The organism is Endozoicomonas elysicola (assembly GCF_000710775.1).
In the GTDB taxonomy this organism is placed as follows: domain Bacteria; phylum Pseudomonadota; class Gammaproteobacteria; order Pseudomonadales; family Endozoicomonadaceae; genus Endozoicomonas; species Endozoicomonas elysicola.
Window position 1 is genome coordinate 3428420 of the sequence record NZ_JOJP01000001.1, and the last position, 12284, is coordinate 3440703.

A 12284-nucleotide genomic window follows, 5' to 3' on the forward strand; every position below is an offset into this window, starting at 1 on the left:
ATTACGTTCCTTAATCGGACTAACTCCACCTTATTAATTCCTCTACTAAACTTCATAGAGAGACGATCTAGATTATAATATACTATAAAAAAAAATTGCATTATTAATTATGAGCATCAAACTACCAATCAATAAGCAGCCGACCCAATTAGGACTTAGCCCACTTATTTTAATTAAGCCTATATTTTGTTACTTTATCCATACTTTATGGGATTTCTATTCATACCTGTAAGCTTGCAATAACTTATTCACCCCATATTAATGATTTTATTCCGAAACCTTGATCCTTTCTGCTCCTTCAGTACACTCAATTACTAATACTAACAATGTGTCCGTGCACCATCATCCTGCCAACCCAAAGGGCAGTAGTCACAGCAAGATTATGGAGCTCCGCTGCCTGGCAGTACCTCAGAAAGTTAGTGGGTATTCATCGCGTCCTTCTTTTGTTTCCACTTAAGGCCTGCCTTAAATGTTTTGGCATTGTTCAAGAAATTGACTGCAATGTGTCTGATGCCAGACAGCATTTCGGGAGCATTGCCTCCTCAAATTCGACAATCATCTTCTCTTACATTGCAACATCCATTTTCCAGTGGAGCTTGTTATCGATAAACCAATGTTCTCTGCTAGCCTTTGCTAATTTCTCAGCCGTTAATTCAGAAGATGAATATAATAACTGATGCTGATGTCATCCGTATTAAAGCCATCTCCTTCCATTCGGGCTGATACAGCAATACCCAGCGTTTTCATTCCTTTCCAATCGAATGAGAAATTAACAAACTCATCAAATACATCACTTACCAGGTAAAGGCGACTCTCCATTCTCCCATGACTTTTCTCTTCAGTTCGATAGGTGTCGCCTCTTATTTATTAATCCTCTCCATTGAGAAGTGATTTTTAAATGCCTCGTGAAGCTTTCCCTGATTGCCTTTTACCGCAAGAAGATAGCCTGCACCTTTCGACAATCTTTTGAGCTATATCTCTCAGACACCCCATAGCATCGAGCGTCACCAGACATCCCTTGAGAGCCAGCAGGTTCAGCAATTCTGGGATTGCAGTTATCTCATTGCTTTTAGCATCGGTTTTAATTTAGCCCAACACCACATCATTAGCAGTGGAGAATGCACTAACCATATGTTTTAACCAATCCAAAGCCTTCAATTTCCTCCCAGCCTTCTGCACCAGCAATAACAGCACAAATGGTTAATAGCAAAATATCAGAAAGTTTATGTTCAACTTTTCCTGACTGCCTTGGGTCATAAATATTTGAAAGGTTTTCCATCAGATTGAAAGCGTTCATTTCATTGTCATATTCGGTAGAAATTATAGATATATGACAATGGTTGTTCATTTTAACCTATAAGTAAATACAACTATATCGTTCTAGCCCTCTGAATTAGGACACTTTCATGCGTTTTCCCTGGGATAGTAGTACTCAAGGCAAAATATCGAAAGAACCGCGATTAACACCAGCCCTTACAGACAGACACCAACAAAAAAGCACGCTACCGCCCGTCGACTTAAGCATATGCCGAAACTACTATACGTAGCAATCCTGAATCAGAGAGAAATCCTTATTGCAGTAGTACTTGCTTTAACCATCCTATAACCTAAAAAGGGCCCTCTCTATGCCTATACCCGTTATAGCCCTATTTTTCAGAGCATACGAATTCTACACGACAGACAAAAAGTAATCACGGCTTATATGTAAGAAATAATAAAAACTACGTATCAACTCACGGAGTAAAACGAACAATAATACTCTCAAGTCCCATCTCTTTCTTGATGGTAACTTTTAGCTGCTGAAGCTCAACTGGCCGCACTTCAGGGCCTATGTATACCCGATAAAAAATCTTACCCTTTTCAGTAGATATTTTTTTCTGGTAGGCGCTGTACCCTTTACCTTTAAGCTGCTTTTCCAGGTTACGGGCATTGGTTTTATCTGCAAACGTTGCCAACTGCAAAGACCAGGCTTTCAGGTGCCCATTACCATCCACACCTGTTGGCTTTTCAGCATCACGGCGTTCCGATTCAAGAACGATTTCAGAAGACGAAGACACCACTTCCACAACATCTGGAGTAACACCAAGCTGATCAACAAAAACAGGCACCGGTGGTGGCTGAAGAGGAGGAGCCGCAGGAGCAGGTGTTGAAGAAACCAAAGGATGAGTCTCCCCTCCTGTAAAAAGCGCAGGTGCGAGAACAATCAATAAAACCAGCAATACGACGGCACCGATCAGTCTCTGCTTAAGTCCCTCGCCCAAGATGCGCTCCAGAAATCCATGACAGGAAAAATTAACAATAGTGGTTATATAGTTTCAATTTAGTGACTACTGGTCAAGGCAGCAGATACCGTCATAAATGAACCCGTAACTAAAACACGCCCACCTGGATTTGAGCTCCCTAATGCATGCTCCAAAGCTTCTGCAACACTCGGATAGCTTTTTACTGAGAATTCTCGAGCTCTCAGCATTTCTGAAAGCTCATCAACCGGCAATGCTCTTGGGGAATCAAACTGGGCAACATACCACTTATCAATGTGGTCACTTAAACAGCTGACCACTGCCATGTAGTCTTTATCTTTACACATGGCAACCACCGCCCTGGTTTCACCCCCTACTGGAGACTCATCAAGCCTTTGCTTTAGCATTTCTGCAGCCTGTGGGTTATGGGCAACATCAAGAATCACCTCTACAGGCTCATCCAGGTCATTCTTCATAACGAGCTTCTGGAATCGCCCAGTGACAGCTACCTTTGACAGCCCTTTTTTCAGCGCTTCAGCCGAAATCGGATCTGGCAAGAACTGAAGTGCCTGTATTGCTGTCGCTGCATTATCAATCACGACACTGGGAACAGGCAGATTTTCAAGCTTCACACCACCAGCGCTTGACCAATTCCAATAACTACCCAGCCTTTCCAATGAAAATGCCTTCCCCCTGCAATAAAGCGGACTAGCCAGACGCTCAGCCATCTCGGTTACCACATGAGGTACGGGGTGATCACCGAATACAGCCGGCTTCTCTGCTCGAAATATTCCAGACTTCTCTTTGGCAATGGCTTCAATGCTATAGCCCAGGTACTCCTGGTGATCGAGCGCTACCGTAGTGATCACCGATACATCCGGGTCGACTACGTTCGTTGCATCCAGCCGCCCACCCAACCCAACTTCCATGAGCGCTATATCGACCTCCGCCCTCTTGAAGCAGTCAACTGCTGCCAACGTGGCGAATTCGAAATAGCTCAGCCATGTCGTTTTTCGGCCATCATTAATCTTCTCGAAAGAGTCACAGAGCCAGTCATCACCCACCAACTCTCCATTGATACGAATTCGCTCGTTAAACTTGAGAAAATGGGGGGATGTGAACAATCCTACCTTGTACCCAGCAGCCAACAAAATGGCCTCAAGAACAGCGAGCGTAGAACCTTTACCATTCGTTCCTCCAACTGTAATGATAAACGGTGCTGGCTTGAGTAAATCCAGCTTCTCTCCCACCAGCCGAATTCGATCCAAACCAAAATCGTACTCGTGTTCTGGCCGGGTTTCTTCCATCCAGGTTAACCACTGAGAAAGGCTCTTTGCAGGCATCAACGTCACATCTCCAGACGGTCAGGTACGCGGTAAGTAGTAAAGCAACAAGAAAGGGGAATAATACGCAATTCTATAGAAAGAAAAAGGCCGGCTTGAAGAAAACCGGCCTGGAAAGATTACGCAACCTCAACAGTATCAACAGCAGTGTCAGAAAATTCTACATCCGACTCCGGTTTACCCTGCATCTTGCGACAAAGACGTGCAATAGTGGATCGCATTTCAGACCGCGAAACAATCATATCGATTGCACCGTGATCCAAAAGGAATTCACTTCGCTGAAAGCCTTCAGGAAGCTTTTCGCGTACAGTCTGTTCAATAACCCTGGGGCCCGCAAAGCCAATCAAGGCGCCAGGCTCAGCCATATTAACATCACCCAACATAGCAAGACTGGCAGATACGCCACCATAAACAGGATCAGTCATCACAGAAATATAAGGAATACCTGCCTGCTTCATTCTTTCCAGTGCAGCACTGGTCTTCGCCATCTGCATCAGAGAAAACAGCGCTTCCTGCATTCGAGCACCACCGCTGGCAGAAAAACAAATCAACGGCATCCTTTCTTCCAGACAAAGCTCTGCTGCACGGGCAAACTTTTCACCCACCACAGACCCCATGGAGCCGCCCATGAAAGCAAACTCAAACGCAACAACCCCTACCGGGACCTCCTCTACCGTACCACGCATGGCAACCAGGGCATCTTTTTCACCGGTTTGCTTCTGCGCCGCAGCAAGACGATCACGATACTTTTTCGTATCACGGAACTTCAAGCGATCATTGGGCTCGAGGTCAGAAAACAGCTCTTCTTTCCCTTCACGATCGAGAAAGTAATCCAGCCGTGTACGAGCATTGAGTCTCATATGGTGCTGACACTTAGGACACACACCCAGGTTTCTGTCCAGCTCAGGCCGATAAAGAACGGCTTCACATTTCACACACTTGCGCCACAAACCTTCCGGCACACTGCTGCTTTTCTGCTCGCTGGCAGAACGCGATAACGATGGAATCAGTTTATTGACTAACCAGTTGCTCATTCATTCATCCTGTCATCTGTGAAACTGTCTAAAAAGCGAGGCTTTTAATTTCGTAGAATCTGATTGTTTGATCAGATGCGCAATATGCTTTTAGACAGTTTCATAGAGAGCCTTTCACTAAAAAGCTCTCTGGGATAAGCAGCTTGAGAAATATCAAACCGCCTTCCCAACTTTATCTGTCCATAGCTGAGCGCATTTCGGCAATTCTGCTGGAAACACGGTCGATTGAGGCCTGCCCCTCACTGCCATATTTAGCCAGCTCAGAGACCAGCACGCTGCCCGCAATGACGCCATCGGCTGTCCGACCAACTGCCGCTGCAGACTCACCATCCCGAATACCAAAACCCACACAAACAGGCACACTGGCAAACCGGCGGATATGATTAACCCTTTCCTCAACCTCTGCTGTATTCAGGGTTGCAGCTCCTGTCACCCCTTTCAGGGAAACATAATAGAGATAACCACTGGCTACACCACTGATCTTTGCAATACGCTCATCGGATGTCGTTGGTGTAATCAGGTTGATCATGTCAATCCCGCGGTTATGAAGCATGCCCAGCAAATCACCCGCCGCTTCCGGAGGAAGATCCACCATCAGCACACCATCAACACCTGCCTGACTCGCCAACTCAACAAAACGGTCGTACCCCATGATCTCTACCGGGTTGAGATAGCCCATCAGGACAATCGGTGTGACATTATCCCTTTCCCTGAACTCAGAAACCATTGCAAAAACGTCATACAATGTAACACCTTGTGATACAGCCCGCTCATGTGCCTGGGCAATCACCGGACCATCCGCTACCGGGTCGGAGAATGGGAACCCCAGCTCAATAATATCTGCACCACTGGCCACCAGCTGATGCATGACGTCCACCGTTTTACCCGGAGGGTCGCCAGCAAGAATATAAGGAATCAGCGCTTTACGCTCACGCCCCCGCAATGTTTCAAAACACGTTTTAATTCTGTTCGTTTCAAGACTCATGCTGTGCCCACCTTATACTTCGAGGCCATCAATGGCTGCAACGGTATGAATATCCTTATCACCACGGCCAGACAGGTTACAGATAATAATCTGATCTTTATCCATCGTGGGCGCCAGTTTATCAACCCATGCCAGGGCATGAGCACTTTCCAACGCGGGCATAATGCCCTCAAGACGAGTCAGTTTTCTAAAGGCAGCCAGCGCTTCTTCATCCGTAGCGGCTGGGTATTCAGCACGACCAATATCTTTTAAATAGCTATGCTCTGGCCCAACCCCCGGATAATCCAGACCCGCTGAAACAGAATGACTCTCAATAATTTGTCCGTGCTCATCGGTCATCAGGTAAGTCCTTGCCCCCTGAAGCACGCCCGGCCTACCGGAACTCATTCGGGCAGCATGTTTGTCGGTATCAACACCATGACCTGCCGCTTCAACACCGTACAATTTAACATCCTTATCTTTAATAAATTCGTGAAACAGCCCCATTGCATTTGAGCCACCACCAACACAGGCAACCAGTGCATCAGGAAGGCGCCCCTCCTTTTCCAGAATCTGTCGACGGGCTTCCCGACCAATGATACTCTGCAGGTTACGCACCATTTCAGGATAAGGGGACGGACCGCAAACCGTACCTAGCAGGTAAAAGGTATCTTCCGGTCGCGCTACCCAGTCCCTTAGCGCTTCGTTAATGGCATCCTTAAGGGTCTGAGAACCGGTTTCCACAGGAACAACCGTAGCCCCCAGCAACTTCATGCGATAGACATTCAGCGCCTGACGCTTAACGTCTTTAGCCCCCATATAGACCACACACTCAAGCCCAAGACGGGCCGCCACGGTAGCGGAAGCAACACCGTGCTGGCCAGCACCGGTTTCCGCAATAATCCGGGTTTTACCCATATGCTTGGCCAGCAGAGCCTGACCAACCGCATGATTGATTTTATGCGCGCCAGTATGGTTCAGGTCTTCACGCTTCAGGTAGATTTTTGCGCCACCACACTCACGCGTCCAACGTTCTGCCAAATAAAGCGGCGATGGTCGTCCAACAAAATCGGCCAGGTCCCGGTCAAAATCTTCCTGAAAAGTCTTGTCATGCCAGAGCTCACGCCAGGTGCTGTCCAGCTCTTCCAGAGCACCCATCAGGGTTTCAGCCACGAAACGACCACCGTAACGGCCAAAGTGTCCCATTAAATCCGGCTGGTCATACACTTCTGCACGAGAAGCATCAAACAAAGACTCAGAATTTTCTTGATCGACCATCATTTTCCCGCCGCCTTGATAAAGGCTTTGATTTTGTCGTGATCCTTAATGCCAGGCTGGCTCTCTACACCACTACTGACATCAACTCCATAGGGTCGAACCCTGTTAATTGCCTGAGCGATATTGTCAGGACTTAAGCCTCCAGCGAGAACTACAGGCTTATTCAGCTCATGGGGAATCAAATCCCAGTCAAACGACTCTCCCGTACCACCTACTTCACCGGGCTTGTAGCTATCCAGGAGATAACCGCAGGCTGTGTCATAGGGTGCAACCATTTCTGGCACCGCCACCTCAGGCCTGACCCGGAACGCTTTCATGTATCGCATCCCCCAGCGGGAACACTCTGTTTCCGACTCATTACCGTGGAACTGCAGCAGTGACAGCGGAACCGAACCCAGAACCGATTGAACCAGATCATCAGAGGGATCTACAAAGAGGCCAACCACTGAAATAAAAGGAGGTAGAGCCCGGACAATCTCCACAGCCTGTTCAACCGTCACGTAGCGGCGACTATTGCGGTAGAACACAAGACCAATGGCATCTGCACCGTTTTCAGCAGCGATCAGACCATCTTTAACACTGGTAATTCCGCAGATTTTTATACGAGGAGATACATCCATTTTTTAACTTTCATTCTAAAATCTGGAACGGACAGCTGCCTGTAGAGGCCATAAAGGATGACTACCAACAGACTGATGGAAAATGCCTATATGAAAAATCCATAGGAAATCCCCAGAGCGACCGTTGATCTTAGCAGAACACTTCGGTGATTACTGCATTAGATTTAGGCTCTGTTAACATAAGGTTGTCAGGCTATGATGAGACCACGGTACTAGCACCAATACCCACAAGGGCACCAAGGTGCGAGAACGCAGAAATAACCTGAAGGTCAGAAATACTCGCGTCTTTCAGGTTCTTGCAACGTAGTCACGGGCACCCTACTCTGCCTTGAGTCCGAAGTTTGGCACGTAAAGGTCAACAGGGCCTCATGCCTCAAAAGAGCTCAAAGAGGCATCAACGGCGCAATAAAGTGGGGATTTGATTCACTGGGGGGCAGATCAAACACATCGTCGTACCCCACGTCGACAAAATAGAGTCCGCAGGGGGATGCGGTCACCCCACCTTGGGCACGATCCATTGCATCCAGCACTTCTTTCGCCCAAATGGGCTCACGCTTACCACAGCCGATCGTCATCAGCACGCCGGCAAAATTACGAATCATATGGTGTAAAAAAGCATTCGCCTGAACATCAATAACAATAAGAGGCCCGTTGCGGGAAATATCAAGACGTGTGACATTCCGGACCGGATTTTTCGCCTGACACTGAATCGCACGATAGGACGTAAAGTCATGCTCACCGATGAGGTATTCAGCTGCCTCTTTCATCCGATCAACATCCAGCGGCCGATAGTTCCAGGTCACCCCTTTGGAGAGGTGTGCCGGCCGAATGGGATGGTTATAAATAACATAACGATAACGTCGCCAGAGAGCAGAAAACCGAGCATGAAAGTCATCCGAAACCGGCTTTACCCAGTTGATGGCAACCTCATCCGGCAAATTGGCATTCGCGCCATAGGCCCAACCCCGCTCTGTACGAGCGGCATCCGTATCGAAATGAATAATCTGATTACAACCATGAACCCGGGCATCTGTCCTTCCGGCACAGATAACGGATACAGGGTGATTCGCTACTTTTGAAAGTGCAGCTTCTACAGCGGCCTGCACGGTAGGTAAACCGGTTTTGAGAATCTGCCAACCAAAAAAAAGGGAGCCATCGTATTGAACACTGGCGGCATAACGGGGCATATGAGAATAATACCTGAAAAACTAAACACGGGTCTGACGAGCTGATGACTCCGAAATTGCATTAGGATCCATATAGGATCTGTTGCCTGGAGCTCGACTAGCAGGTCGGTTTTGAATCCTAACAGATCCGCCACCCTCAGAAGAAGCCCCGTTACCACCAGGGTGATGATACTCTACCTGAGTTCGGGATGCCTCTGGATCAGCAGATGAGCGCCCAGCACCAGAACGGTGGCATATCATTTGACGGACATTCTTACAATAAGACCTGCAGATTCTTGGCGGGTTGAAAAACAACCCACAACCAATAATGAACAAACCTAAACCAACAGCCCCCCACCCAAAATACGTTATTGGGTAGCACTTTCCAGATTCATTAGACACTGGAGCCACAGTAGTTTGTACTGTGTCGTTTCCTGCAGAAAAAGGAAAACCTGAAACAAGATCCTTCACTGCACTGGAATCCCCGTTACTTGCCAGACAATTATAACCTATAGCAATACACACCATTCCAAGTATAAACATCCCCCCACCTAAAGAGTGCCCAAACAGCTTTCCTTTATTGCCACAAAACTGTTCCCAACAAAAATTTTCATCTGAAGCCTCATGTCTTTCTGTGCCACCATTCAACCCATCGCACGTGGCGCTTACTAGATCATATGAAGGCAATTCAGTCTGACCTGACTCTTCCATTGCATATTTAACGACATTCAGCAACTCACGACTCTTGGTACGAAGTTGGTCGGACAGACCAGCCACCAAATCGCTCGACTTTTTATCTTGTTGCGCCTCACGTAAACGGTTACATAAGTCCAATATATCAGACGACAGACAGGCAGCATGAATATTGCTTTGCTTCAGAGTATTGATATTTTTCCGAATTTCGATCAGCTCACTTAGTGCTGATTGCAGATCAGAACCAACCTGCTCAGTTTTTGGATGAAGTTGATAATGAGGATCAGTTCCTTCATGAGATGAAAAAGCACCTTCGCCCTCTGATGGATATAGCTGTAGGTGTGGACTGACTCGCCCTTTGTGAGCAATCGCCCGCCTTTCAAGATCAGTATTCGATACTGAAATATCTCCCGCCTCTGCTGAGAAGATATTACATGAACCAGTATCAAATGATTGCTGATGCACCAAATTAAGACGCCTAACATCCCTGAAACTTTGAGTTCGCCCTATACCACTGTCTTGGCAAACGGAATCAGCATCTTGACGACCTATACTATGCCTTGATGCTTCACGGATTGGTGCATGACCTGCTTCCATATTTCAAGTGATATAAAATGAATATACAAAATAGACCCTTTGCAATCTAAAAGGTTCAGGAGGTAAATATATGATTTGATCAACCTGCTAGAAAAATATAAAGCGATCAATGAATAGACTACTAAAGACTTATAAAAATCCTTTTTTCAATTATGCGCCATCATTCCCACACCACGACATTGCAGCTTTTTACACATTCAAGAAACGCTTGAGGCTACATTAAGCTAGGGGGGACTCCAAATACCCCATGCTATCTATGCAAAAAGCAAAGAGTACCAATATAGCACCCTTTGCCAGCTCATAATTTTATTAGAGATTTAAATAATCAATCAATCTCAAGTCTAGTCTTACCCCAGAGGCTGGTGTAATGCAAACGACCATGCATATCAATCAGAATACCCGCATACAGGCTATTGAATCGAGAGCTTCCTAACACCCAGGTTCTAGCCGTTTCACCAGTCGTCCAATCAATAGCTTCAACGGTGTATTTCCCATCACGAGCACCCACGGTATAAGCCATATCAGATTGTGCGGCCATGGTTGGCGCAGCATTGAGAGAGCTTACATCCATATTAATCCACGCAGATTTAAACTCACGGGCAACGGGATCCCACTCAAACTTTTCAACACCATAAGGCTTGTAAGTATCATGATGCCCAACCCACCCCACAACCATGGAATCACGCCCTTCAGGGAGCCATCCGGGACGACCAGTAGGTGTATTATTCACCACCATGGCACCATAGCCATTTACAAGCACTGACTGCTCGGTTTGAGTACCCTCATGAAGTGGCGTCATAGAAGTATTCAGGTAACCAGCAAACCGGGGATCATCAACTCCTTCAGGAGGCTCCCACCCTTCGGGAATTTCATTACGCCAGAACAACGCAATACCCATATGCTTTTTACCATCGGAAATAACGACAAACTGATCTTCTTCACCAAAGCCCATCAGTGAAGGAGTAGAGCCTGAACCAGTGGTTTCGTTTGGATATTTGGCAACCCAGGCACCAAACCTTTTTCCAGATCTGAACTTCCGCCCATCCCAGACAACTTTAACCATATAGTTTTCAGTAGCGACATAAACCCCACCGTCTTCATCAATGGTTACTGAGTTACGAACTGTGACCTCGTCAACGCCGTCAATCATGGAAGCAATATCAAACACTTCCATTCTTCTCAGCCTTTTTGAGACCGCGACCAGCTTTCCATCACCAGCAATCATCATGTACCAGCCATCAAAGGTCATATTCATCCCTACCAGGGAGCCACGAACCTCATCTGGCAGAGAAACGGTATCGAATTTCTTTATCTGTGAGTCTGGATCACCTTCTACGGCATCACCATAGACATTGATAGAACTACTATATATGTCACTGCCGTCAACTGGATCAATACCAATCACATCGCTGCGACCAATAACAAACTGATTATCACTATTGATCACCGTATAGGCGCCAGAAAGGTCAGCCATTAAAGGGGCGATGTTTTGGAATACCCATTGAAGCCCTTGATCCGCACTTAGGGTATCCATTTTCTCAAACACTTCCAGCCCCATCCCCATATTCAGATAATCACGGCCTGGGAGCTTATAAATTGACAAAACGTCATGGGTTTCATAATCAATCTTAACAATACGATCAGAACCACTACCCCACAAAACACGACGACCGTCAGGGTAAGAACCAGAAGTCGGTTGACCAAACTGGAAGGTACCTGATGCCAGCCAGGTTACATCCTGATAAGGATCCAGAACACGGCTTGGAGAGGTTGGCCCAGCACCTGGAACACTGGTCTGCTGTGCCGAGTTATTATGCCCGATCGGATTATTGGAGTCCGCCAGATAAGGATTCAATGGTGCAGGGTTAGACGCAAAAACTGAACCCATGGCCATAGAGGCCATTACTGATGAGAATAACGCTACTTGCTTTAGTTTTGTTTTCATTAGTTATACTTCTTTTACTTAATGCAAGAAATCATTGATAGCAAAGAACCCGTCCGCATAAAACGAACTAACTCATTGCCAGAGTGAATAGTTCTGATCATAAGGTTTATTCGTTTTTTCTACCCTCCTATAACATCAGCCAACTCTTATTTATTTTGGTAATCGCCAACAGGCACATTATAAGCATTAATGAGTATCAATACCCATTGCAATTTTGAATACCCGTATTCATTTATATCAAACCGCTTCCTACAAACCCTACCGAGGCTATGTAGCTAATCAGATGGAAGCAAGTATTTCTGACTTTCTGGACATTTACTATGCTGGCTACAATTATGGGAGCAAAAGGGCCTGTTTGATCACACAAGCATTCAGCAACCAAGGGGCTGTCGACTTTTCGTTGC

At 46.5% G+C, this 12284-nt stretch carries 9 protein-coding genes and 1 pseudogene; all 10 read right to left on the bottom strand.

Going from position 1 to position 12284, the window contains the following annotated elements:
* Window positions 1-416 precede the first annotated feature (416 nt).
* The 10 genes and pseudogenes from GV64_RS24285 to GV64_RS14835 all read right to left on the bottom strand — a co-directional run bounded on the left by GV64_RS24285 (window position 417) and on the right by GV64_RS14835 (window position 11880).
* Window positions 417-1297: pseudogene (locus GV64_RS24285) on the bottom strand (ISAs1 family transposase).
* 436 nt (window positions 1298-1733) lie between these two features.
* A complete protein-coding gene (locus GV64_RS14795) occupies window positions 1734-2261 on the bottom strand; it encodes an SPOR domain-containing protein (RefSeq protein WP_020584494.1) in 528 nt (175 codons plus the stop codon).
* A 59-nt stretch (window positions 2262-2320) separates the two neighbouring features.
* Window positions 2321-3583, bottom strand: coding sequence for a bifunctional tetrahydrofolate synthase/dihydrofolate synthase (gene folC, locus GV64_RS14800; RefSeq protein WP_020584493.1), 1263 nt, complete (start codon window positions 3581-3583; stop codon window positions 2321-2323).
* A gap of 119 nt (window positions 3584-3702) precedes the next feature.
* Entirely contained in the window at window positions 3703-4617 is a 915-nt protein-coding gene (accD, locus tag GV64_RS14805) for an acetyl-CoA carboxylase, carboxyltransferase subunit beta (protein WP_020584492.1), read from the bottom strand.
* Window positions 4618-4789: 172 nt separating this feature from the next.
* Complete coding sequence (gene trpA / locus GV64_RS14810; protein ID WP_020584491.1) at window positions 4790-5602, bottom strand: tryptophan synthase subunit alpha; 813 nt, start codon at window positions 5600-5602, stop codon at window positions 4790-4792.
* Window positions 5603-5614: 12 nt separating this feature from the next.
* Window positions 5615-6787, bottom strand: coding sequence for a tryptophan synthase subunit beta (gene trpB / locus GV64_RS14815; RefSeq protein ID WP_051087854.1), 1173 nt, complete (start codon window positions 6785-6787; stop codon window positions 5615-5617).
* 71 nt (window positions 6788-6858) lie between these two features.
* Window positions 6859-7479, bottom strand: a complete 621-nt coding sequence (locus GV64_RS14820; protein WP_020584489.1) for a phosphoribosylanthranilate isomerase — start codon at window positions 7477-7479, stop codon at window positions 6859-6861.
* 383 nt (window positions 7480-7862) lie between these two features.
* Complete coding sequence (gene truA, locus GV64_RS14825) at window positions 7863-8666, bottom strand: tRNA pseudouridine(38-40) synthase TruA (protein WP_020584488.1); 804 nt, start codon at window positions 8664-8666, stop codon at window positions 7863-7865.
* A gap of 21 nt (window positions 8667-8687) precedes the next feature.
* Complete coding sequence (locus tag GV64_RS14830) at window positions 8688-9935, bottom strand: hypothetical protein (RefSeq protein ID WP_020584487.1); 1248 nt, start codon at window positions 9933-9935, stop codon at window positions 8688-8690.
* A 325-nt stretch (window positions 9936-10260) separates the two neighbouring features.
* Window positions 10261-11880, bottom strand: a complete 1620-nt coding sequence (locus GV64_RS14835; protein WP_020584486.1) for a hypothetical protein — start codon at window positions 11878-11880, stop codon at window positions 10261-10263.
* Window positions 11881-12284: the final 404 nt, after the last annotated feature.